Genomic DNA, 23847 nt, shown 5'->3' with positions numbered 1-23847 from the left:
TCAACCGCGCCGGTCGGCAAGGGTGCGCTTGGCAAGCGGGTGACGCTCGTTGACCAGAGCGACCAGCCGCGCCGCATCGACGTGGGCGTAGATCTGCGTCGTGGCGATGTCGGCATGGCCCAGCAGGTTCTGGAGCACACGCAGATCCGCCCCGCCCTCCAGCAGATGCGTGGCAAAGGCGTGACGCAGTACGTGCGGAGAAACGGCATCGGGGGAAAGGTCGGCCCGCACCGCGAGCGCCTTCAGCATCTGGAACAGGCGGACCCGCCCAAGATGGCTGTCGCGCGAGGGAAAAAGAAAGCGAGATCGCTCTGCACCGCGAAGCGGCAGCCAGCGGGCCAGGGCCTGCTTTGCCCGACCGCTCACAGGGACCATGCGTTGCTGCCCGCCCTTCCCTGTAATCGTCAGGAACGGCGCGTCGCGCGGCACGGCTGCAAGCGGCAGCGAGACGAGTTCGGTTGCACGCAGCCCCGACCCGTAGAGCAATTCCAGCATTGCCAGCAGCCGGACCGCTTTCGCATCGTCGCTCGCTGCCTCCAGTTCGGCTCGTGCGAACAAGGCCTCGACGTCGCCGTGCGAGAGGATCTTGGGCAAGGGGCGGCGCGTGGCGGGGCGCGGAAGCGCATCGCTCGGATCGTCCGCGCGCAGCCCTTCATCGACGAGGAAACCGTAGAACTGTCGCAACGCCGAGGCTTTCCGGGCGACGGTGCTCGGCGCGTAATGCGCCCAGCCCTGGCCCAGCCTTGCCAGCCCTGTCTTCCTGGCGCCAGCCAGATCGCCGATCGTCTCCTCTGCGCCTTCGAGGTCGCGCCTGTAAGCGGCGAGAGTGTTGGCGGCGGCCCCGCGTTCGGCCGCCAGCATCACCAGAAACTCGTCTATTTCCCGCGACATCGGTCGCCGGTCATGCGCGCGCGACGGCCTCTGCCGCAATCATCCGCGCTTCGGCTTCGAGGCCCACCCGGCGCATGGCCGACACCATGTGATACAGGTGGCGCGGCGTCATCTGCGACCAGTCGTCACCCTGCATCCCGAGCCCGGCGAGAATCGCGACCAGCGTGGGATTGCCGACTTCCGCCGCACGATCGATGGCGACGGTCCAGCGGTTCTGCGAACGCAGGTTGAAACCCAGCCGCTCGCTCATGTCGGAGGCAACGCCGTCGTCGATCCGCCCCAGACCCGCGAGGCCGGCAACGAGGAACGCGGATTTGCGCTGTCCGACACTGTCGTCGTCGTCGATGAAGCCGTCCACGTCGCCGCCATCGAACTGCAGGTTGTCGGCCGGGCGCGCGAGCGCCAGCAGCGCCCAGCCAAGGCTTCCGTCATCGACCGCGTTGGCCCAGAGCGCGGCGTCGCGATCGAGACCGGCTGTCAGCATCGACGCGATGAGCAGACCTGCATCGTCCGCCAGATCCTCGCTCGGCTGGATTCGCGCCGCGGCATAGGCGGTCAGCACCAGCCGGCCGTAGTCCGGGGTTTCGCCGCCCCACACGTCCTTGATCGCGGTGACCCGCGTCGCCGGATCGCTACCCACATAGGCTTCGCGCAGGCGCGTGGAAACGAGCGCGGGATCGCCCGTGATCTCGTCGATGGCATAGATCTGGGAATACAGGTCGATCATCGCGTCGGACGAGAAGATGCCGCGGGCCGCGGCAAGCTCCGCACCGTCGGTACGTTGCGGCAGCGACATCGCGGGCGACGTTGCCCAGACCATCCGGTAGTAGTCGCCTGCGCCGCTCCGCAGATTTTCAGGAATTTCCAGACCGAGCGCGTTGGCGAAGGCGACCCGCCACGGCGTCAGCTCCTCGACCTCGTCCCACTCGATGTCGACCGCCCGTCGGCCATTCCCCGCCGCGCCGGCGAAACGCTGGGCAAGCAGCACGTCGATGCGCGGGGCGATCCCTCGCGATAGCGCGCGGCCGAGCTGCAGGTTGGCGCGGGTTTCCTCGCCGGCATAGGCATCGCAGATCGCCTGCAGCATGGTCCACTCGGCATCGTCGCGGACGCTGCCCTGCAACCGCACCGCGGGGCAGGCGCCGACAATATCGGAGGTCGCAAGGCTCGACGTAAGCGCGGCGTTCGTCAGGCCTTCGTCCCAGTTCTGGGTATCGACATCCTGCGCGATGGCGCGAGCGACGGCGAATTCTCCCATCGAGTTGAGGACCCTGGCCCGCAGCGCCGCAAAGCGCACGGGATCCAGCCCCTCGGGACTTGCCAGCCGGCTGGCGAGCGCGCGGCGGAGCATGATATGACCCCATCGCGACACCAGCGGTCCGTCGGTCCCCGCCAGCGCCGCCGCGACCAGTCGGCCGGGCTGACGCGCAAGCGAACCTGCGGGAAAACCGCCTTCCTCGCTCGATAGAACTCCGACCCGGGTCAGGCCGCGCCGCGCGGCCGGAGGAATATCGAACTTGGGCTTGAGGCCCAGAAGTTCGTCCAGCTCGTCGGTCGACATGGCCTGCAGTTCCTCGAGCGACGGCAGCCGATCGAGCCCGTCGTCGGCCGGAATGCCGGGCAATGGCTGGATCGTCGGCACCGATGCGCCGGGCGAGGAACCGGGCGCGCTGGGAGGCTGCGTGGGACGCGGCGCAGGTGCGGCCGAGGGAGCGGGCGCCGGGGCGGGAGCCGGAGCCGGATCGTCAAAACCGGGCGGAAGGATCGATTCGGGGGCATCCTGTGCGACCACCAAGCCCGAGCACAGCGTCAGCGCGGCACCGCCGATCAGCAGTCCGCGCCTCATTGAGCCGAACCTTCATAGGGGATTTCCTGGACGATCGGGCGCACAGGCTCTTCCCCGCCATCGAACCAGGCGAAGAACAGCAAGGCCACCACCACGGCCGCAATCGCGATGAATTCCCTGCGCCCGATCCGCATGCGTCCCAAACCTGTTTCGACCCTCGTGTCCATGGTTGCGCGGCATCTAGCCCATCTATAGGCGATGCGGCAATGACCGAAACAGCAAGCACATTGAACGATGCGGCGATCGCCGCGATCGCGCGCCGGATCGAACGGCCGATCGTGCTGGTCGGCCTGATGGGGGTCGGCAAATCGACGGTCGGGCGCAAGCTGGCCGCTCTGCTGGGACGCGATTTCGTGGACGCAGACACGGCGATCGAGGATGCAGCACACATGACGGTGGCGGAGATCTTCGAGCAATTCGGCGAAGACTATTTCCGCGATGGCGAGCGCCGGGTCATCGCGCGGCTCGTCGAGGAACGACGCGGCGTGATCGCGACCGGTGGCGGAGCGTTCTGCAATGCCGAAACTAGGGCGCTCATACTCGACGAATGCATCGCCGTATGGCTTGACTGCGAAATCGAGACACTGGTCGAGCGCACCAGTCGCAAGAAAACCCGCCCGTTGCTCAGGAACGGCAATCCCCGGGAAATCCTGACCCAGCTGAAAGAACAGCGCAGCGGCGATTATTCGCAGGCACAGATTCACATCGTCACCGACGATGCACCACACACCGAGACCGCGATGCGGATAATCGAGGCAATCGACCGATGGCTGTAATTCCCGTTTCGCTCGCCGGCCGCAGCTACGAAGTCCATGTCGCAAAGGGTCTCCTGGAAGACGCCGGCAAGCTGTCCGCGCCTTTCCTGCGCAAGAGGATCGTCCCCGTCGTAGCGGATGCCGCCGCATGGGCCGCGCATGGCGATCGGCTGACGTCGGCCCTCGCGACAGCGGGTTACGAGATCGCGCTGTACGAAACGCCCGGCGGCGAAAGCGCGAAGAGCTGGTCCGGTCTCGAACGACTGACCGACTGGCTGCTCGCCCAGGGGGTAGAACGGGGCGACCACGTCCTCGCCTTCGGTGGAGGCGTCGTCGGCGACCTGACGGGCTTTGCCTGCGCGATCCTCAAGCGCGGTTGCGGGTTCATCCAGATACCGACCACCCTGCTGGCGCAGGTCGACAGTTCGGTGGGCGGGAAGACTGCGATTAATACTGCTGCCGGAAAGAATCTCATCGGGGCATTCCACCAGCCCTCGCTGGTGCTGGCCGACACCGCGTGCCTCGCCACCCTCCCCTTGCGCGAATTGCGGGCCGGCTATGCCGAGGTCCTGAAGTACGGCGTTCTCGGCGACCGGGAATTCTTCGACTGGCTGCGCGCGAATGGCGCCGACGTGCTGGCGCTCGAGGATGCGGCAATCGAACATGCCGTCTCGACCAGCGTGGCCGCCAAGGCCCGGATCGTGGCGGAAGACGAGCGCGAGACGAGCGGAGCGCGCGCGCTGCTGAACCTTGGCCATACATTCGGCCATGCACTGGAAGCCGAGACGGGCTTTTCCGACCGCTTGCTCCACGGCGAAGGCGTCGCGCTCGGAATGGTCCTTGCCGCACGCTATTCCGCCCGGACCGGGCTGACCGATGCAGAAACCGCGCTGAACGTGACCGAAGCGGTCGACGCGGCCGGCCTGCCGGCAGAGATCGCCGCGCTGGGCATGGACTGCGCCGGACGCGATCTGGCCGACCACATGCTCCACGACAAGAAGATGGATGCAGGCACGCTGCCGTTCATCTTGCTGCGCAGCATCGGTGCAGCATTTCTCGCCAAAGACGTCGCGCTTGACGATGTCGCGGCCTTCCTCGACGAGCAGCTTCAAGCGCACTAGGTTCGGGCGATGACCCGCTTCATCGACCTCAGCATCCCGATCACCAATGACGTCGTTTCCGACCCGGAGGTGATGCGCCCGAAGATCACCTACATGACGCACGAGAGCACGTGGCAGCAGATCGCCATGTTCTTCCCGGGGCTGGAGAAGGACGATTTGCCCGACGGCGAAGGCTGGGCGGTCGAGAGCCTCACGCTGAGTACGCATAACGGCACGCACATGGACGCGCCCTGGCATTTCCATTCGACGACCGATGCCGGTGCCTCCCCTGCCCCGAGCATCGACGAGGCCCCGCTCGACCGGTTCTTCCGGCCCGGCGTGAAGCTCGACTTCAGCCACCTGCCGCACGGGCACGTCGTCACCGGAGCCGAGGTGGCAGAGGCCTTCGAGCGCATCGATTACGCGGTACAGCCGCTCGATATCGTGCTGGTGCAATCGGGGGCGATCTACGGCACCGCTAATTTCACCGACCAGGGCGTCGGCCTTGGCGAAGAAGCGACCCTATGGCTGACTGATCACGGCGTCGAAGTCGTCGGCACCGACGCGTGGAGCTGGGACGCGCCATTCAGCCACACGGCCAAGCGCTGGGCAGAAACCCGCGATCCATCGATCATCTGGGAAGGCCACAAGGCCGGCCGCATCCGCCCTTATTACCAGATCGAGAAGCTGACCAACCTCGCCGCGCTGCCTAGCCACGGCTTCACGCTGAGCTGCTTTCCGGTGAAGATCGAACGCGCGAGCGCGGGCTGGATCCGCGCTGTCGCGATGGTCGAGGAATAGTCCCGCTCACTCCAGCTCGAGAATCACCTCGTCCACCGCGAGGCTGTCGCCCTCGCCCGCATTGATCTTGGCGATCGTGCCTTCCTTTTCTGCGCGCAGGATATTCTCCATCTTCATCGCTTCGACCGTGGCGAGCGGCTGGCCCGGTTGGACCTCGTCGCCTTCGGCGACGTGCAGCTTCACCAACAGTCCGGGCATCGGGCAGATCAGCATTTTCGACAGATCCGGCGGCACCTTCTCGATCATGTAATCGGCGAGATGCGCGACGCGCTGCGGCAGGATGTGCGCCTCGTGCTTGGCGCCGCGGGTGGTCATGCGATAACCCATGCGGATCGGCTCGAGCTGGATGCCGTAGCTTTCCAGCGGCTCGGCCTCGTCGTCCCGCTCGGTGGTCTCGTAAAGATCGACCATCACGAACCTATCGCCCGGCGTGTATTCGAACGAAACGGCGACCGGTTCGCCATCGACGGTGATGTTTTCCTCGTCGAGCACGACCTCGTGCGAGGTCTCGCCGATCTTGACGGACCAGTCGCCCGGAGGAGCGAGCGACCCGTCGAGCTGGCCTTCGATCCGTCGCGCACGGTCCGCGTCGGCCGTTGCGATCACGCCGGCGACCGCCGCCAGCACGCCGATCGTGCGCTCGCTCGTCGCCGCGCCCTCGAAGCCGTCGGGATATTCCTCGGCGATGAAGCCCGTGGTCAGCTCGCCGGAGCGGAAGCGCGGATGCTGCATCAGCGCCGAAAGGAAGTCGACATTGTGGCCCGGTCCCTCGATCCGGAACGCGTCGAGCGCGGCGATCTGCAGGTCCGCAGCCTCGTCGCGGGTCGGGGCCCAGGTGACCAGCTTGGCGATCATCGGGTCGTAGAACATCGACACCTCGCCGCCGTCGTAGACGCCGTCATCGACGCGTACCCCGCCATTGCCGACCGGTACGCCGCGCCGGTCGCTCCCGGCGACCTCGCCTTCCGTCCAGCCCTCGATCGGCGGGTCGTAGCGGACCAACCGCCCGATGCTGGGCAGGAACCCGCGATAGGGATCCTCGGCATAGACCCGGTTCTCGATCGACCAGCCGTCGATACCGATGTCGTCCTGCGTAAACGGAAGTTTCTCGCCGGCCGCCACGCGGATCATCTGCTCGACCAGATCCACCCCGGTGATCGCCTCGGTCACCGGATGTTCAACCTGGAGGCGCGTGTTCATTTCGAGGAAGTAGAAGCTCTCGCCGCTCGGATCCGCGCCGCTGACGATCAGCTCGACCGTGCCCGCGCTGAAGTAGCCGACTGCGCGCGACAGGGCGACGCACTGCTCGCCCATTGCCTTGCGCATCTTGGGCGTGACGAAGGGCGACGGCGCTTCCTCGACTACCTTCTGGTGGCGGCGCTGGATGCTGCATTCGCGCTCGTTCAGGTAGACGATGTTGCCGTGCTGGTCGCCGAGGATCTGGATCTCGATGTGGCGCGGATTGAGAATGAATTTCTCGATGAAGACGCGGTCGTCGCCGAAGCTGTTGAGGCCTTCGCGCTTGGTCGCCTCGAAACCTTCTCGCACGTCCTTTTCGGAGTAGGCTAGACGCATCCCCTTGCCCCCGCCGCCCGCGCTGGCCTTCATCATCACCGGGTAGCCGATTTCGTTGCTGATCTCGACCGCATGGTCGGTATCGCGGATTTCGCCGACGAAGCCGGGCACGACGTTGACGCCCGCCTGCTTGGCCAGTTTCTTCGATTCGATCTTGTCGCCCATGGCCGCGATCGCATTCGCCGGCGGGCCGATGAAGGCGATGCCTTCTGCAGCGAGCTGCTCGACGAAGCTCGCCCGTTCGGAGAGGAAGCCGTAGCCCGGATGGACCGCCTCGGCGCCCGTCTGCTTGCACGCCGCAATGATCTTGTCGGCGATGAGATAGCTTTCAGCCGCGGGCGCCGGGCCGATATGCACGGCTTCGTCGGCCATCTTGACGAAGGGCGCGCGCGCGTCGGCATCGGAATATACCGCGACGGTCTCGATACCCATGCGGCGAGCGGTCTTGATGACGCGGCATGCGATTTCGCCACGGTTGGCGATGAGGATTTTGGAGAACATCCTAGTTCGTCTTTCTGTCGCGGAGGCGGACTGCACGCCGCTGCATGAGCGGGGTTACGATCAACCAGATGATCGCCCCCGGGATTAGGTTGATCCAGGGGTAATTCGTCGGAAAAACAGTGAACATCGCCACGCTCAACAGGACCGCGACGATCAGGCCAGCGATCGTGAAAGGCAGTTTCGCACGCAGTTTCTGAGTGAATGTCACTCCACCGCCTCCACCACTTTACAATCGCGCATCGGCTCCTCACCCTTCAGCGCCATCAGCCCCAGCTTTGCGAACAGCGCGGCGTCGCTGTCGTCGCCGGCGTTGGGCGCGGTCAGCAGCTTGTCGCCGGTGAAGATCGAGTTCGCGCCGGCGAGGAAGCACAGCGCCTGGGTGGCCTCGCTCATGCTCTCGCGGCCCGCAGAGAGGCGCACCATCGAGAGCGGCATGGTGATGCGCGTGACCGCCACGGTGCGGACGAACTCGATATCGTCGATCTTGGCGAGCGGGGTGTCGGCCAGCATGTCGCCCAGCACCGTGCCCTTGACCGGCACCAGCGCGTTGACCGGCACGCTTTCGGGATGCTGCGGCAGCGTGGCGAGCGTGTGGACGAAGCCGACGCGGTCCTCACGCGTCTCGCCCATGCCGACGATCCCGCCCGAACACACGTTAATCCCCGCCGCGCGCACGTTGGCGAGGGTATCGAGCCGCTCGCCCATCGTGCGCGTGGTGATGACGCGCTCGTAGTATTCGGGGCTGCTGTCGATGTTGTGGTTGTAGTAATCGAGTCCCGCTTCGGCGAGCATGTCGGCCTGCCGCGGCGTCAGCATCCCGAGCGTCATGCAGGTCTCCAGCCCCATCGCGCGCACGCCCTTCACGATCTCCAGAATCGCGGGCATGTCGCGGTCTTTGGGGTTGCGCCATGCCGCGCCCATGCAGAACCGCTGCGAACCTGCATCCTTCGCCTGCGCCGCGCGCTGCAGGACCGACTGCACCTCCATCAGCTTGGTCGCCTCGACCCCGCTGTCGGCCTTCACCGACTGCGAGCAATAGCCGCAATCCTCCGGGCACCCACCAGTCTTGATGCTGAGCAGCGTGCAGAGCTGGACCTGTTCGGGCGGATGGTTCTCCCGGTGTACGCTGGCCGCACGGAACAGCAGCTCGGTAAAGGGAAGGTCGAACAGCCCCGCGATTTCCTCGCGGGTCCAATCGGTGCGGATTTGCAAAGGCATTAGCGTTTTGCCTTTCTAAGGTAGTGTCGAACCATTAGCGTCCACGTGCCGATCGAAATGGCGAGTAGAACGATTCTCGGCCAAAATGGCGGCGTGGTGCCAGTCGAGTAGTTGGGAAAACTCAAATAGAAGAAGACGACCGTAGTCACCACGATCCAGACCAGTGTGCCTCCGAAGATGTTGACCCAGGCAACAAGGGGTTTCATTCCGCCGCCTCGTCCAGATCTTCGCCCGCGGGCGGCATATTGTGGCCGAGCAGGCGCAGCACATCCGCGGCGCATTCGACCACATTGCTGCCCGGTCCGTAGATCCCCTGCACTCCGGCATCGCGCAGGAAGTCGTAGTCCTTCTGCGGGATGACGCCGCCGGCGATCACCTTGATGTCGCTGCGGCCTGCTTCCTTCAGCAAACCGATCAGTTCGGGGATCAGCGTCTTGTGGCCTGCCGCAAGGCTGCTCGCGCCGATGGCGTCGACGTTCTCGGCCAGTGCCATGTCGCGGGTTTCTTGCGGAGTCTGGAACAGCGGGCCGCTGAGCACATCGAAGCCCATGTCGGCAAAGGCGCTGGCGATCACGTTCGCGCCGCGATCGTGCCCGTCCTGGCCCATCTTGGCGACCATCAGCTTGGGCTTGTGGCCGAGCCGCCGCTCGACCGCCTTCACGCCCTCGACGACCTGGGCATACCGATCATCTTCGTTATAGGCTTCGGCGAAGACCCCGCGCACGGGCCTGGGCGAAGTGTCGTAGCGCCCGAACACCTCTTCCATGGCCGAGGAAATTTCACCCAGAGTTGCGTCGTGGCGTGCGGCTTCCACTGCAAGTTGCAGCACGTTCGCGCCGCCTTTCGCACCTTCGGTCAGCGCCTGGAGAGCCGCCCGGCAAGCCGCCTCGTCACGGCCATCGCGCACCTTCGCAATACGCTCGATCTGGCTCTGGCGCACGGCGTGGTTGTCGATGTCGAGCGTGTCGATCTCGGCCTCTTGCGGAAGGCGGTACTTGTTCACGCCCACGATCACCGTCTCGCCCTTGTCGACGCTCGCCTGCTTGGCGGCGGCGGCTTCCTCGATCTGCGCCTTGGGTTTTCCGCTGGCGACATATTCGGTCATGCCGCCCGCCGCCTCGACCTCGTCGAGCATCTTCTTCGCTTCATCCACCAGCGCGGCGGTCAGGCTTTCGATATAATAGCTGCCGCCCAAGGGATCGGCGACCCTGGTGACGCCGGTCTCTTCCTGGATCACCAGCTGCGTATTGCGCGCGATGCGGGCGGAAAAGTCGGTCGGCAGCGCGATCGCCTCGTCCAGCGCGTTGGTGTGGAGCGACTGCGTGCCGCCCAGCACCGCCGCCATCGCCTCGATCGTAGTGCGGATGACGTTGTTGTAGGGGTCCTGCTCCTGCAAGCTCACGCCGCTCGTCTGGCAGTGCGTGCGCAGCATCTTCGACTTGGGATTCTGCGCCCCCAGCCCGTCCATCACGTCGTGCCACAGCGCCCGCGCGGCGCGCATCTTGGCGATCTCCATGAAGAAGTTCATGCCGATGCCCCAGAAGAAGGACAGGCGCGGCGCGAAGGCATCGATATCGAGCCCCGCTTCCATAGCACGCTTGGCGTATTCCTTGCCGTCGGCGATGGTGAACGCGAGCTCCTGCACGGCCGTCGCCCCGGCCTCGTGCATATGATAGCCCGAGATCGAAATGCTGTTGAATTTCGGCATGTTGGCCGAGGTATATGCGATGATGTCCGAAACGATCCGCATCGATGGTTCGGGCGGGTAGATATAGGTGTTGCGGACCATGAACTCCTTGAGGATGTCGTTCTGGATGGTCCCGGCGAGCTTGTCCTGGCTGACCCCCTGCCGCTCTGCCGCGACGATGTAGAAAGCGAGCACGGGAATCACCGCACCGTTCATCGTCATGCTGACACTCATGGTGTCGAGCGGGATCTGGTCGAACAGGATTTCCATGTCGCGCACGGTATCGATCGCGACGCCCGCCTTACCGACATCGCCGACCACGCGCGGGTGGTCGCTGTCATAGCCGCGGTGCGTGGCGAGGTCGAAGGCGACCGAAAGCCCCTTCTGCCCAGCGGCAAGATTGCGGCGATAGAATGCGTTCGATTCCTCGGCGGTCGAGAAGCCCGCATATTGCCGGATGGTCCACGGACGGCCGGTGTACATCGAGGCATAGGGCCCGCGCGTGAACGGCGCGATGCCCGGAACTCCGGCGTACACGGCGGGGTCGAGCCCTTCGGTATCCTCGCTCGTGTACAGCGGCTTCACGGCGATGCCTTCCGGCGTGTGCCAGGTGAGATCGCGGCCCTTCACTTCCTTTTCGGCGAGGGGCTTCCAGTCGTCATAGGTGGGCTTGTCGGTCATCGTGTCCTCATGCGCTGGCGCTCGGGCGAGCCGAAACCCGCTCGTGCCAGTCGCGCAGGTGGGTGCAATCGTCGGGTGTGCCGCAGCCGACGAACTTCGCGAAATCGAAGGTCGTCAGCAGCAGGATGTCTGCACTGGTGAAGCTGTCGGCCGCGAGGAATTCGCGTCCTTCCAGCGACTGGTCGAAGAAGCGGAACGCCGCCTCCACCAGCGGGCGGTTCGTCTCGCCCCATTCGGGCATGCGGATCGGGATCCTGGCGGTGAAGGGATGCGTGTGCACCCACACCGCGCCGACCGGAGCCATCAGGACCATCTCGACCCGGCGGCTCCACATCTCGATCGCCGCGATCTCTTCGGGCGTGGTCCCGAACATCGGCGGTTCGGGATGCTTCGCCTCGAGATAGCGCATGATCGCCACGCTTTCGGCGATCACCGTGCCATCGTCGAGCTGCAGCGCCGGGGTCTGCCCGCGCGGATTGAGCTTGAGGTACTCGTCCGACTTCTGCTCGCGCTCGGGGATAGAGATCGTGCGCGTGGGCAGCTCGACGCCTTTCTCCGCCGCGAAGATGCGCACGCGTCGCGGATTGGGCGCGGGATTGGGGCTGTCGAAGAAAAGCATCCGCCTACTTGCCCTTGAATTCGGCCTTGCGCTTCTGGAGAAAGGCCATGCCTCCCTCGCGCGCATCCTCGCTCGCGCCGGCCAGGCGCTGGCCCTCGGCCTCGGCCTGCAGCACTTCTGGCAGGCCGCCGTCGAGCGCGGTGGCGATGTTCCGCTTCATCGTCGAATAGGCGAGCGTCGGGCCGCTTGCGAGGCGCTGTGCGAGTTCCTTCGCTTCGGTCATCAGCGCATCGTCGTCGACCGCCTTGTAGATGAGGCCCCAGTCCTCCGCCTGTTCGGCCGAAATCTTCTCGCCCAGCATCATCATGCGCGTGGCGCGGGCGCGACCGATGGTCCGAGCCAGCAGCCAGGTCGATCCGCCGTCGGGTACCAGGCCGATGTTGACGAAGGCCTGGAGGAAATAGGCGCTCTTGCCTGCCAGCACGAAGTCGCCGGCAAGGCCCAGCGAACAGCCGACGCCCGCCGCCGGGCCGTTGACCGCGCACACGACCGGCACGGGCGCGCGCAGCACCATGTTGACCGCCGGGTTGTAGTGGTTCGACAGCGCCCGATGGCTGCCGCCCTTGTTGGCGAGCGCATTGCCTTCGCCCCGCGCGGCCAGATCAGCGCCCGAACAGAAGCCCTTGCCCTCGCCGGTGATGAGCACGCAGCGCGCACCCTCGAGATCGTAGAAGGCCGCGCCGATTTCGTCCGCCATCTGCGGCGGCATCGCGTTCAGGCGCTCCGGCCGGTTCAGCGTGATGATCAGGACGTCGCCGTCGCGTTCGGTCTTGATAGTTTCGTAGTCGGCCATCGTGTCTCTTCAGTTTATCTCAGTTCGACCAGTGCGCGCCGTCCTTCGGCGTCTCCATGATCTCGGTCAGTTGCCCCATCATGTCCTTGGGATGGAGGAAGAAGATCGGCGTGCCATGCGCCCCGATGCGCGTGGGGCCGAGAATACGCTTGCCCTTGTCCTCGAACCAGCTGCGCGCTTCTTCGATATCCTCGACCTCGTAGCAGACGTGGTGCTGGCCGCCCGCCGGGTTCTTCGCGAGGAAACCGTTGATCGGGCTGCTCTCGTTGAACGGCTCGATCAGCTCGATCTGGGTGCCCTTGCCGAGCTCGCCATGGGCGTCCGGCGTTTCGACGAAGCAGACCTTTACGCCCTGCGCCTCGAGATCGAAGGGCTCGGTTATCCGCACCGCCCCCATCGTCTCGCGGTAATAGGCGATGGAGTCCGCGATCGAGGGCGTCGCGACGCCGATATGGTTGAGCCGGCCGAGTTTCATTCGATTGGATCTCCGTGCATGAACATCCCGCTGTAAAGCATCAGCGCAAAAACTGCCCCAGTGAGAAGCAAAACGATCAGGATGCCGCGCTTACTCACAACGGAATATTGTCATGCTTCTTCCACGGGTTTTCGAGCTGCTTGCCGCGCAGCTTCCTTAGCCCCAACGCGATGCGCCGCCGCGTCGAGTGCGGGTAGATCACCTCGTCGATATAGCCGCGCTGTGCCGCAACGAAGGGGTTGGCGAAGCGGTCTTCGTATTCCTTCGTCTTCTCGGCGATCTTGTCGGGGTCGTCGCGGTCCTGGCGGAAGATGATCTCGACCGCACCCTTGGCGCCCATCACCGCGATTTCGGCCGTGGGCCAAGCGTAGTTCAAGTCGCCGCGCAGGTGCTTGGAGGCCATCACGTCATAGGCGCCGCCATAGGCTTTGCGGGTGATCACGGTGATCTTGGGCACGGTCGCCTCGGCATAGGCGAACAGCAGCTTCGCGCCGTGCTTGATGATGCCGTTATGCTCCTGCGCCGTGCCGGGAAGGAAGCCGGGCACGTCGACGAAGGTCAGGATCGGAATTTCGAAAGCATCGCAGAAGCGCACGAAGCGCGCGGCTTTCTTGGAAGAATTGATGTCGAGAACGCCGGCGAGCACCATGGGCTGGTTCGCCACCACGCCCACCGTGCGGCCCTCGACCCGGCCGAAACCGCAGATGATGTTGCCCGCATGGCCCGGCTGGATCTCGAAGAAGTCGCCCTCGTCCAGCGTCTTCCGGATGACTTCGTGCATGTCGTAAGGCTGGTTGGCGTTGTCGGGGATCAGCGTGTCGAGACTGTCCTCGATGCGGTCCCACGGGTCGCTGGTCGGCCGCTCGGGCACATCCTCGCGGTTCGACAGCGGCAGGTAATCGAAGAAATTGCGCGTCGCGAGCAGCGTCTCGATATCGTTCGCGAAGGCGTTGTCGGCGACGGAAGTCTTGGTGGTGTGCGTCTTTGCCCCGCCCAGTTCTTCCTGCGTGACGACCTCGTTCGTCACCGTCTTCACCACGTCCGGCCCGGTGACGAACATGTAGGAGCTGTCCTCCACCATGAAGATGAAGTCGGTCATAGCGGGCGAATAGACCGCGCCGCCCGCGCACGGCCCCATGATGAGGCTGATTTGCGGCACCACGCCGCTGGCGAGTACATTGCGCTGGAACACCTCGGCATATCCGCCGAGCGAAGCCACGCCTTCCTGGATGCGCGCGCCGCCGCTGTCGTTGAGGCCGATGACCGGTGCGCCCACCTTCATGGCCATGTCCATCACCTTGCAGATCTTTTCCGCGTGGCGTTTAGACAGCGAGCCGCCGAAGACGGTGAAATCCTGGCTGAATACGAAGACGAGCCGGCCGTTGATCGTGCCGCTGCCGGTGACGACACCGTCGCCCGGGATCTTCTGATCCTGCATCCCGAAATCGACGCAGTCATGCTCGACGTAGGTGTCGAGTTCCTCAAAGCTGCCTTCGTCCAGCAATATGTCCAGCCGCTCGCGTGCGGTCAGCTTGCCCTTGGCGTGTTGCGCGGCGATGCGCTTTTCCCCGCCGCCCAGCTTTGCTGCGTCCCGGCGGCGTTCCATTTCGGCGATATTGGCGGACATTGGCTCTCCACAAGCGGCCATTCACGACTGGCGAAGCGTGCGTGTTGGCGCTGCCCGACGGCGCTGTCCAATGCAAAGTTGCGAAGTTGCAAAGCCGGTGTTTGCAAATTATGCGAAGTGTGATGCCGGTCCGTCGCCGCCTCTTTGCAGGTCAACGCCTGCGCGCCCTGCGCGAAAGTCGCGAGTTGCGGCAGGCCGACCTGGCGACGGCGCTCGGCGTCAGTGCGAGCTATCTCTCGCAGCTGGAAAACGACCAGCGCCCGCTCACTTCGGCGCTGATCGAGAAGCTCGCCAGCCTGTTCCCAGTCGACTGGCAGGACCTGGGCACCGACGGCACCGAACAGCTGGTGGTCGCGCTGCGCGAGGCGAGCGCCGACCCGCTGTTCGCCGAACCGCTGCCGCCCGACCAGCTTGCCCGCCTCGCCGAGCAGAACCCGGCCTTTGCCGAGCGGTTCGTCGCGCTTCACGAGGCCTATCGCCGCACCGGCCAGCGGCTCGCGATGGTGGACGAGGCGCTCACCACCGAGAATCCCGCGGCCGACACCGCTGCGACCGCCCGCCTTCCGTGGGAGCAGGTGCGCGACTGGTTTCACTTCGCCAACAATTACGTCGACACGCTCGACCGCGCGGCGGAAAAGCTGGCTCGGCAGTTGCGCGGCCGTGCACCCTCCCCCGGCACAGAGGCGATCGAGACGCACCTCAGGCAGGCGCTGTCGATCTCGCTGATCTATTCCGGCCAGTCGGGCATTCGCAGTTTCGACGCGGAGATGAGCCACCTGGTCATCGACCCGGGGCAGCCCGCCGAAAGCCGCCGCTTCCAGCTCGCGCACCAGCTCGTCTCGCTGGCCTTGCGCGACGAGATCCTCGCCGTCATCGAAGGCGCGAAGCTGCAAAGCGCCGCCTCGCGCCAGCTGCTGTTCGTCGGCCTGTCGAACTACGCGGCGGGCGCGCTGCTGATGCCCTACGACGACTTTCGTCGCACCGCCCGGACCTTGCGGCACGACATCGACCGCATCGCGCAGATCTTCGGCACCAGTTTCGAACAGACCTGCCATCGGCTCTCGACCCTCCAGCGCGATGGCGCGAAGGGCGTGCCGTTCTTCTTCTGCCGCGTCGACATGGCCGGCAACATCACCAAGCGGCATTCGGCGACGCGGCTCCAGTTCGCACGATTCGGCGGGGCCTGCCCGCTCTGGATCGTGCACGAGGCCGTCGCCGTGCCCGACCGTATCCTCGTGCAGCTGGCGGAAACGCCCGATGGGGTGCGCTATGTCTCGATGGCCAAGGGCCTGGTAAAACCGTCAGGCACTTTCGAGCGGCCGCCGCGCCGCTATGCCGTGGCGCTGGGCTGCGAGACGACCCACGCGGGCGAGTTCATCTACGCCGACGGGCTGGACCTCGCCTCGGAACGCAGCGTGGTGCCGATCGGGATTTCCTGCCGCATCTGTCCGCGCCCGGATTGCGACCAGCGCGCCTTCCCGCCGAGCGATCGCGAAATCGAGGTCGACCCCGACCATCGCGGCGTGGTCCCCTACCGGATCGGCTAGCCGGTTCTGAGCGCGGAAATCAGGAACTCGACATTGCCCTCGGGTCCGGTGATCGGGCTCTCGACGATGCCCTGCACCTCGAACCCGATACTCTCGACCCAGGCGCGCACTTCGCCGCACACCCGTTCGTGCAAGGCCGGATCGCTGACCACGCCCTTCTTGCCGACCTCCTCGCGCCCGACTTCAAATTGCGGCTTGATCAGTGCGACCAGCCTGCATGCAGGCGCTGCCAGTTCGAGCGGGCGTTCGAGCACCTTGGCAAGGCCGATGAAGCTGGCGTCGCACACCACCCAGCCGCACGGCCGATCGATCAACTCCGGCGTCAGGATGCGCGCGCTGGTCTGCTCCAGAACCGTCACCCGTTCGTCCTGCCGCAGCTTCCAGGCGAGCTGGTTGGTGCCGCTGTCGACCGCGAAGACATGGGCAGCGCCGCCCTGGAGCAGAACGTCGGTGAAGCCGCCGGTCGAGCTGCCGATATCCATCGCGGTGACGCCCGCCGGATCGAGATCGAAATGTTCGATGGCATGGGCCAGCTTGATCCCGCCGCGACTGACCCAGGGATGATCGCGTCCGCGCACGTCGAGCGGCGCGTCCTCAGCCATCTGCTGGCCCGGCTTTTCCAGCTTGCGCTCGTTCGAGAACACCAGTCCCGCCATCACCAGCGCCTGCGCACGGGTCCGGCTTTCGACCATCCCCCGGTCGACGAGCATCTGGTCGAGGCGTTTCTTTCGGCTCATTTGTTCTCGGGCATTGGAAACTTGCCGCCTAGCGCGCATTGAGAGGACATGAAACCGATCTATTCCCATTTCGCCGGCGCGATTGCCGTAACTCTCGCCGTCGCCGCTTGCGCACCGCAGCCTGCCTCCACCCCGACGCCTGCGCCCGCACCCGCCCCGGCACCTACACCGACCCCGACCGCCGTGGTCCAGCCGGTCTATCAGAACTGGATGGACGCGCCAGCAACGCCGGGCGACTGGACCTACCGCAATGGCGGCACCACGACATCGGCCTTCTTCGGCCCTTCTTCCGCCGATGCGCGGTTCACGATGACCTGCAACCGTTCCAACCGGACGATCACGCTCGCCCGCGCCGGTGAGGCACGCGGGCAGACATCGATGATCGTGCGCACAGAGACCGGCAATCGCACGCTTGCCGCCCAGCCTTTCGGTGCCACTCCCAGCTTGGCAGCGGTGCTGCCTGCGAACGACCGCTTCCTCGATGCGATGGCCATCAGCAAGGGGCGTTTCGCGGTCGAGATTCCCGGCATGGCGACGCTCTACGTCCCGTCCTGGCCGGAGGTCACCAGGGTGATCGAGGACTGCCGGTAACGAGAATCAAAAAGCCCGCGAAATCTCGCGGGCCACAGCGCACAATTCTGACGCGGGATAAGTTTTTTTCAAGCCTTGTTTTCGCCCCCGATTCGACTCACATTGCGATCAAGATCAGCGGCTAGCGCGGTCTTGGATCCCGGTGAAACGGGGTTCTAGCTCACAAGCTCGAAAGGAGGTGATCCGATGTCTCATGGTTCAGTAGCGAGGTCGGTGAAGATCCCTACGGAGCATATTCGGTAATATTCCAGCCGAGTAAGGCTTCGTGAGCGGCGCTTCCGGCCGCTGACCATGCGAAGGGCAGCACATCGTCACGGTGTCGCTGCCCTTCTCATTTTGGACGACTAAAGCCCTCCTGTCTTGCCCTGTCAGCGTGCAATCTTTACCCGCGCGAAAATGGACTTCTCTTCGATCCCGCACCCCGCCCCGGTCCCCGGTGAAACCCGCCAGCAGGCGCTGGCCGATCCCGGTTTCGGCACGCTGTTTTCCGACCACATGGTCTCGATCGACTGGGAGGAAGGCAAGGGCTGGCACAATGCCACTGTCGGGCCGCGCGAGCCGCTGAGCCTCGATCCGGCCACCGCCGTATTTCACTACGCTCAGGAAATCTTCGAAGGTCTCAAGGCCTACAAGCAGGCGGACGGCGGAATTGCGCTGTTCCGGCCCGAGGAAAACGCGCGCCGCTTCAACGCATCGGCCGACCGGCTGGCGATGCCGAACCTGCCCGAAGAACTGTTTCTCGAATCGATCAGGCAGCTGGTGAAGGCCGACCGCGACTGGTTTCCGAGCGTCGATGGCGGATCGCTCTACCTGCGACCGTTCATGTTCGCTTCCGAAGCCTTTCTCGGCGTGCGCCCGGCCAAGAAGTACAAGTTCCTCGTGATCGCGAGCCCGGCCGGAAACTACTTCAAGTCCGGCGCGCCCGCCGTTTCGATCTGGGTCAGCCGGAATTACACGCGCGCCGCACCCGGCGGCACCGGTGCAGCCAAATGCGGCGGCAATTATGCCGCCAGCCTCGTTCCGCAGGCCGAAGCGATCGCCAAGGGGCACGACCAGGTGGTCTTCCTCGATGCGGTCGAGAAGAAATGGATCGAGGAACTGGGGGGCATGAACCTGTTCTTCGTGTTCGACGACGGCAGCGTCGTCACTCCGCCGCTTACCGGAACGATCCTGCCCGGGATCACCCGCGACAGCCTGATCCAGTTGTTGCGCGAAGAAGGCCTGCAGGTGCGCGAGGAACCCTACTCGATCGACCAGTGGCGCGCCGATGCAACAAGGGGCGACCTGGTCGAGACGATGGCCTGCGGCACGGCCGCAGTCGTCACGCCCGTCGGCAAGGTGGAAGGGCCGGACGGCGCTTTCACCATCGGGACCGGCGGCCCGGGCCAGATCACCAGCAAATTGCGCGAGCGGCTGGTCGGCATCCAGCGCAGCGAGATTGCGGACACGCACGGCTGGGTGATGCGCATCGACTGACCACGCCGGGCCATCGCATCCGGGGCCCGGAACTTCCTGTGAAACCGTCGGTTTTCTGACCGGACGGGGCATTTGGAAGGATAACATGTCGGCCCGCACCGCTCTCGCCCTGATCGCTTCTGCCGGAGCCGGCTTCGCCGCGCTGCAGGGCGCTGCCGTGTCGCAGGCGCAAAGCGCCGATGTCTGGGAAGCGACCCCGATCGCAGACGGAACCCCGATCGTGGCTCGCCAGCAAATGTCCGCGCAATATGCCTCTGCTGCTGCCACTCCTGCCGCAGCCGAAGCCGACCCGAGCTGCGGCCAGGTGGTCGCTCGCTTCAATGAAATCACGCGCTCGCGCATGAGCAATGCACGCAGCTTTGCCGCGCGTTACGGCAACATGACCCTGTCGAGCCGCAAGCTGACCGGCTTCTGCGGAGCCTATGAAAGCAATCTCGACACGATGTACGACCAGGTGGCCGAGATGAACTATCTAGCCGATGCGGCCGGGGCGAGCTGTCCGGTAGGCGTGCCCGTCGCGATCCGCCAGCAGGCCGATCACACCTGGGCGGATTACTCCAGCGGCAGCGCGCGTTTCGAAAGCGAGTGCAATTTCGACAGCGGCCAGTAGGCCCGCCTAGCCGAGATCCGGCAAAGCTTCGCGCAATTCCTCCAGCCACAATTCCGCCACCGCGTCGGACGGTGCCCGCCAGTCCCCGCGCGGAGAGAGCGCCCCACCCGCGCTGACCTTCGGGCCGTTGGGGAGCGCGCTCCGCTTGAACTGGCTGAAGCCGAAGAAACGCTTGAGGAACTTCTCCAGCCAGCCGGCGATGGTCGCCAGATCGTACTCATTCTTGGCGCCTTCGGGAAAGTCGGGGGGCCATAGGCCCGCTTCGGCACTCTTCCATGCCTGCCACGCGAGGAACGCGACCTTGCTCGGCCGCTGGCCATAGCGGATCACGTGATGGACGAAGAAGTCGTTGAGCTCGTACGGCCCGATGATACTCTCCGTACTCTGGATCGTCCCGTCCTTGCCGGCTGGAACGAGCTCGGGCGAAATCTCGGTCGCGAGGATCGCTTCCAGCACTGCGTCTGTCTGCGGATCGAACTGATTGGTGCGCGTCGTCCAGCGGATCAGGTACTGGATCAGGGTCTTGGGCACGCCTGCGTTGACGCCGTAATGGCTCATCTGGTCGCCCACGCCATAGGTGCACCAGCCCAGCGCCAGCTCGGACAGATCGCCCGTCCCGATCACCCAGCCCTCGTGCTGACCCGCGAGCCGGAACAGGTAGTCGGTACGCAATCCTGCCTGCACATTCTCGAAGGTGGTGTCGTAAACCGGCTCGCCATCCGCGAAGGCGTGGCCGATGTTCTCCAGCATCAGCCGAGCGGTCGGCTTGATATCGATCTCCTCGGCGGTGATGCCGAGCGCCTTCATCAGCTTCCAGGCGTTCGACCTGGTCCCGTCCGACGTCGCGAAGCCCGGCATGGTGTATCCGCGAATAGTCGTGCGCGGCAGACCCAGCCGGTCGCAGGTCTTGGCGGCGACGATCAGCGCATGGGTCGAATCGAGCCCGCCGGAAACTCCGATGACGAGACTCTTCGGCCTGGTCGCCTCGACCCGCCGCATCAGCCCGTCGACCTGGATGTTGAACGCTTCGAAGCAATCCTCATCCAGCTTGTGCAAGCGGTTCGGCACGAAGGGAAAGCGGCGGATCGGGCGGATTACGTCGCCGTCGGGAATCGGCGACTGATCGAAGTGCACGGTGCGAAACCAGTCTTCCGGGCGCCCGGCAGCCTCGGCGGCATCGTTGAACGTCTGCATTCGCATGCGTTCGGAAAGGATACGCTCGCCATCCACGTCCGCGATGCATAGTTCCGGCTCGAGCGAGAAGCGTTCGCTTTCCGCAAGCAGGTCGCCCAGTTCGTAGATCATGCCCTGCCCGTCCCACGCGAGGTCGGTCGTGCTCTCGCCATGTCCGGCGGCCGAATAGGCGTAGGCGGCTACCGCGCGCGAGGCCTGCGCCCTGCACAGCATGTGGCGTTCGTCCGACTTGCCGATCGTGATGTTCGACGCCGAGAGATTGGCGAGGATCGTCGCTCCGGCGAGCGCGCCGAGCGTAGAGGGAGGATTGGGCGACCAGTAATCTTCGCAGATCTCGACGAACACCTTGAACCCGGCGTTGTCGCGCGCGGCGAAGATCAGGTCAGTCCCGAAAGGCACGTCTTCGCCATTCACCGCGATCGTCAGTCCCTGGATCGACCGGCCATTGGCGAACCAGCGCTTCTCGTAGAATTCGCGGTAATTCGGCAAGTAGCTCTTGGGGACCGCGCCCAGCAGCTTGCCGTGCGCGATCGCCAGGGCGCAATTGTAGATCCGGCCGTTGCGGCGTAGCGGTGCGCCGACGAGCAGTACCGGACGCAGACGCTCGCTCGCGGCGACCAGCTTGGCGATCGCGTGCTCTGCCTTTTCGAGCAGTGCCTGCTGCAAATGAAGATCATCGAGCGCGTAGGACGACAGGCACAATTCGGGAAAAACGACGAGGTCCACGCAGGCATGATCCGCCCGGCTGGCCTCCTCCAGTATCCCCGCAAGATTATAGTCGATGTCGGCGGTACGGACATGCGGCGTGCTCGTCGCGACGCGGATCAGCCCGTGCGTCGTAGGCGAGAAAAAGGAACCGGTTGCGCGTTGTTCCGCGCGGTTACTGGCGTCAGTTTCCACGTCTTCGATCCAGTCGCTCACCTTGCAAATTCCCAATTCCGCCAAACGTTTCTGGACGGCTGGCCGGGCAACCTTCCCGCGCCGTTCCCAGCCATAAACGGTGCGGCTGGGCCATGGATCGGGTTCACCGTATTGTTCGCCGAATTCCTCGGCGGAGAGCGGGGGGCTGTGGGCTTCGCGCCAGGCACGAATTTTCTGACCGGCTACATGCATTCCGGATGAGTATCCCATCAGGATACCCAAGACAAGTCACGCTGCTGCAAGCAATTCCTCTGCTGCAGGGCTCTGCTCGAGCAGCTCCATAAGCCCACGCTCCCACCGTGTGAGCCATTTCGTCGTCCGGGGCACTTCGAGCCCTTCGCGCCACTCGTCCTGGATGTCGACCAGACCGATCACCGCCGGATGGACGTAGCTCCGGCGCGTGACGGCCGGCGTGTTTCCGAGATGCTGGGCGACGTTCTCGATCACGTTCTTGATCGTCACCTTGTCGTTCGTGCTCGCGAGCAACTCGTAACCCATCGCGCTCGCGTGCCAGGTGCGAAAATTCTTGGCGGTAAATTTCTCGCCCATCGTTTCGCACAGGTAATTGTTCACGTCGGACGAACAGACGTCGTGCGTTTCGCCGTCGTCGTCGACCCAGTGGAACAGGTTCTGGCCGGGCAGATCCTGCATCGCGCGAACGCAGCGGGCGAGCGCGTTGTCGGACAGCGTCACCTCCCGCATCTTGCCGCCCTTGCCGCGATACTTGAGCTTGAGCGTGTTGCCGGTGAGCTTGGCGTGGCGATCACGCAAGGTCGTCGCCCCGAAGCTCTTGTTCGATTTCGCATAGCCTTCGTTGCCGACCCGGATCGCACCGAGATCGAGCAGGCGAACGACGCTGGCGACGGCACGCGCCTTGGTGAGGCGCGGCGCCTTCAGATCGTTTTCGACCCTTTTGCGAACCAGCGGCAGCAGCTTGCCGAACGTGAGGCACCCGTCAAATTTCTCGCCCTCGCGCGCAGAGCGGAAATCCGGGTGGTAGCGATATTGCTTGCGGCCTTTCGCATCGATGCCGGTTGCCAGAATGTGTCCGTTGCTTGCCGGGCAGAACCAGGCATCGACATAGGCGGGCGGCAACGCGATCGCATTGAGCCGCTTCTTCTCCGCCGCGTCGGTAATCAGCCGACCCTTGGGATCGTAATAGGCCCAGCCCTTGCCGGCACGCTTGCGCGTGATGCCGGGCAGATCGTCATCGATGTAGATCAGATCGGATGCTTGCGACGCCATGTCGCTCAAACCTGCGACCCTGCTTGCAGTTCCGCTGCCGAACAGGCATTTGCGACGAAACGATTTAAAGACAGAACCGGAGAGAACCTTGGCCGATACGATCTACACGCCGCCCGAAGTCTGGCAGTACGACAAGGAGAGCGGCGGTCGGTTCGCGGCGATCAATCGCCCGACTGCAGGCGCGCGCGAGCAGAAGGACCTGCCGGTCGGCGAACACCCGCTGCAGCTCTATTCGCTGGGCACGCCCAATGGCGTCAAGGCGACCATCATGCTCGAGGAGCTTCTGGAACTGGGGCACGCGGGCGCCGAATACGATGCCTGGCTGGTGAACATTTCGGAAGGCCAGCAATTCACCTCTGGCTTCGTCGACGCCAACCCCAATTCCAAGATCCCGACCATGGTCGATCACAGCGGCGATAAGCCGTTCCGTATTTTCGAAAGCGGCGCGATCCTGGTCCACTTGGCCGAGAAATTCGGTGCTTTTCTGCCGAGCGATCCGGCAGCGCGCGCCGAGGTGTTCAGCTGGCTGTTCTGGCAAGTGGGGACCGGCCCGTTCATCGGCGGCGGCTTCGGCCATTTCTACGCCTATGCGCCCGAAAAAATCGAATATGCGATCGACCGCTATTCGATGGAAACGAAGCGCATCTTCGATGTCGCCGACAAGCGGCTGGCCGAAACCCGCTTTCTCGCTGGCGACGAATACACCATCGCCGATATCGCCAACTACCCCTGGCTCGCGCCGTTCATCTACGGCGGCATCTACAACGATGCGCGCAAGTTCCTCTCGATCCATGAATATACCCATGTCGAGCGCTGGGTGCGCGAGATCTCCGATAGGCCCGGAGTGAAGCGGGGCCGGATCGTCAACAAGACCTGGGGCGAAGAGGACAGCCAGCTGGCCGAGCGCCACTCGGCGAGCGACTTCGACGGCAAGAACGTCTGACGGGAGCGGCGCGG

At 64.7% G+C, this 23847-nt stretch carries 21 protein-coding genes; 8 read left to right on the top strand and 13 right to left on the bottom strand.

The features are described 5' to 3' along the window. Genes GRI48_RS00465 through GRI48_RS00455 form a run of 3 tightly spaced genes read right to left on the bottom strand, consistent with a single transcriptional unit; the run spans position 1 to position 2904 of the window. Positions 1–891 carry a tyrosine recombinase gene (locus GRI48_RS00465; protein WP_160669826.1) on the bottom strand — a complete coding sequence of 297 codons (891 nt, stop codon included), beginning with the start codon at positions 889–891 and terminating at the stop codon, positions 1–3. Between the two features lie 10 nt (positions 892–901). Continuing rightward, positions 902–2737: a hypothetical protein gene (locus GRI48_RS00460; protein WP_160669823.1), complete on the bottom strand. Its 1836-nt coding sequence runs from the start codon at positions 2735–2737 to the stop codon at positions 902–904. Next, positions 2734–2904, bottom strand: a complete 171-nt coding sequence (locus GRI48_RS00455) for a hypothetical protein (RefSeq protein ID WP_160669820.1) — start codon at positions 2902–2904, stop codon at positions 2734–2736. Before GRI48_RS00455 ends, GRI48_RS00460 begins: the two co-directional genes overlap by 4 nt. A gap of 39 nt (positions 2905–2943) precedes the next feature. On the opposite strand from GRI48_RS00455, the gene GRI48_RS00450 reads away from it, so the two are divergent. The 3 genes from GRI48_RS00450 to GRI48_RS00440 are packed head-to-tail and all read left to right on the top strand — an operon-like array spanning position 2944 to position 5393. After that, positions 2944–3513, top strand: coding sequence for a shikimate kinase (locus GRI48_RS00450; RefSeq protein ID WP_160669817.1), 570 nt, complete (start codon positions 2944–2946; stop codon positions 3511–3513). Continuing rightward, positions 3504–4613, top strand: a complete 1110-nt coding sequence (aroB, locus tag GRI48_RS00445) for a 3-dehydroquinate synthase (protein WP_160669814.1) — start codon at positions 3504–3506, stop codon at positions 4611–4613. Before GRI48_RS00450 ends, aroB begins: the two co-directional genes overlap by 10 nt. A 9-nt stretch (positions 4614–4622) precedes the next feature. Beyond that, entirely contained in the window at positions 4623–5393 is a 771-nt protein-coding gene (locus GRI48_RS00440; RefSeq protein WP_160669811.1) for a cyclase family protein, read from the top strand. Between the two features lie 6 nt (positions 5394–5399). Here GRI48_RS00440 and GRI48_RS00435 read toward each other — a convergent pair whose 3' ends face one another. From GRI48_RS00435 to GRI48_RS00405, 7 genes are all read right to left on the bottom strand, one after another. Beyond that, on the bottom strand, positions 5400–7469 hold the full coding sequence (locus tag GRI48_RS00435) for an acetyl-CoA carboxylase biotin carboxylase subunit (protein ID WP_160669808.1): 2070 nt from the start codon (positions 7467–7469) through the stop codon (positions 5400–5402). A 204-nt stretch (positions 7470–7673) separates the two neighbouring features. Further along, on the bottom strand, positions 7674–8687 hold the full coding sequence (gene bioB / locus GRI48_RS00430) for a biotin synthase BioB (RefSeq protein WP_160669805.1): 1014 nt from the start codon (positions 8685–8687) through the stop codon (positions 7674–7676). 202 nt (positions 8688–8889) lie between these two features. Then, a complete protein-coding gene (gene scpA, locus GRI48_RS00425; RefSeq protein WP_160669802.1) occupies positions 8890–11055 on the bottom strand; it encodes a methylmalonyl-CoA mutase in 2166 nt (721 codons plus the stop codon). A gap of 7 nt (positions 11056–11062) precedes the next feature. Further along, positions 11063–11674: a glutathione S-transferase family protein gene (locus tag GRI48_RS00420; protein WP_160669799.1), complete on the bottom strand. Its 612-nt coding sequence runs from the start codon at positions 11672–11674 to the stop codon at positions 11063–11065. Between the two features lie 4 nt (positions 11675–11678). Then, a complete protein-coding gene (locus GRI48_RS00415) occupies positions 11679–12467 on the bottom strand; it encodes an enoyl-CoA hydratase-related protein (protein WP_160669796.1) in 789 nt (262 codons plus the stop codon). A gap of 19 nt (positions 12468–12486) precedes the next feature. After that, positions 12487–12942, bottom strand: coding sequence for a methylmalonyl-CoA epimerase (gene mce / locus GRI48_RS00410; protein WP_160669793.1), 456 nt, complete (start codon positions 12940–12942; stop codon positions 12487–12489). A gap of 94 nt (positions 12943–13036) precedes the next feature. After that, entirely contained in the window at positions 13037–14569 is a 1533-nt protein-coding gene (locus tag GRI48_RS00405; protein WP_160669789.1) for an acyl-CoA carboxylase subunit beta, read from the bottom strand. A gap of 122 nt (positions 14570–14691) precedes the next feature. Between GRI48_RS00405 and GRI48_RS00400 the strand changes: the two genes are divergently transcribed. Next, on the top strand, positions 14692–16116 hold the full coding sequence (locus GRI48_RS00400; RefSeq protein WP_160669786.1) for a helix-turn-helix domain-containing protein: 1425 nt from the start codon (positions 14692–14694) through the stop codon (positions 16114–16116). Here the strand turns inward: GRI48_RS00400 and GRI48_RS00395 are convergent. Further along, complete coding sequence (locus tag GRI48_RS00395) at positions 16113–16853, bottom strand: TlyA family RNA methyltransferase (RefSeq protein WP_160669783.1); 741 nt, start codon at positions 16851–16853, stop codon at positions 16113–16115. The two genes, GRI48_RS00400 and GRI48_RS00395, sit on opposite strands and share 4 nt — an antisense overlap. A 48-nt stretch (positions 16854–16901) precedes the next feature. On the opposite strand from GRI48_RS00395, the gene GRI48_RS00390 reads away from it, so the two are divergent. The 3 genes from GRI48_RS00390 to GRI48_RS00380 all read left to right on the top strand — a co-directional run bounded on the left by GRI48_RS00390 (position 16902) and on the right by GRI48_RS00380 (position 19530). Continuing rightward, the gene (locus GRI48_RS00390; protein WP_160669780.1) at positions 16902–17444 is read left to right on the top strand and encodes a hypothetical protein; all 543 of its coding nucleotides are present in this window, start codon (positions 16902–16904) and stop codon (positions 17442–17444) included. Between the two features lie 396 nt (positions 17445–17840). After that, positions 17841–18920, top strand: a complete 1080-nt coding sequence (locus GRI48_RS00385) for a branched-chain amino acid aminotransferase (protein WP_160669777.1) — start codon at positions 17841–17843, stop codon at positions 18918–18920. A gap of 85 nt (positions 18921–19005) precedes the next feature. After that, a complete protein-coding gene (locus GRI48_RS00380) occupies positions 19006–19530 on the top strand; it encodes a hypothetical protein (protein WP_160669774.1) in 525 nt (174 codons plus the stop codon). 6 nt (positions 19531–19536) lie between these two features. Here GRI48_RS00380 and GRI48_RS00375 read toward each other — a convergent pair whose 3' ends face one another. Then, on the bottom strand, positions 19537–21645 hold the full coding sequence (locus GRI48_RS00375; RefSeq protein WP_419956936.1) for an NAD(+) synthase: 2109 nt from the start codon (positions 21643–21645) through the stop codon (positions 19537–19539). 228 nt (positions 21646–21873) lie between these two features. Next, positions 21874–22890: a DNA topoisomerase IB gene (locus GRI48_RS00370; protein WP_160669771.1), complete on the bottom strand. Its 1017-nt coding sequence runs from the start codon at positions 22888–22890 to the stop codon at positions 21874–21876. 88 nt (positions 22891–22978) lie between these two features. On the opposite strand from GRI48_RS00370, the gene yghU reads away from it, so the two are divergent. After that, on the top strand, positions 22979–23833 hold the full coding sequence (yghU, locus tag GRI48_RS00365; protein WP_202389154.1) for a glutathione-dependent disulfide-bond oxidoreductase: 855 nt from the start codon (positions 22979–22981) through the stop codon (positions 23831–23833). Positions 23834–23847: the final 14 nt, after the last annotated feature.

It is taken from the genome of Qipengyuania oceanensis (genome assembly GCF_009827535.1).
Taxonomy (GTDB): Bacteria; Pseudomonadota; Alphaproteobacteria; order Sphingomonadales; family Sphingomonadaceae; genus Qipengyuania_C; species Qipengyuania_C oceanensis.
Note: the sequence above shows the minus strand (reverse complement) of the source record. Positions and strands in the feature narration are given on the sequence as shown.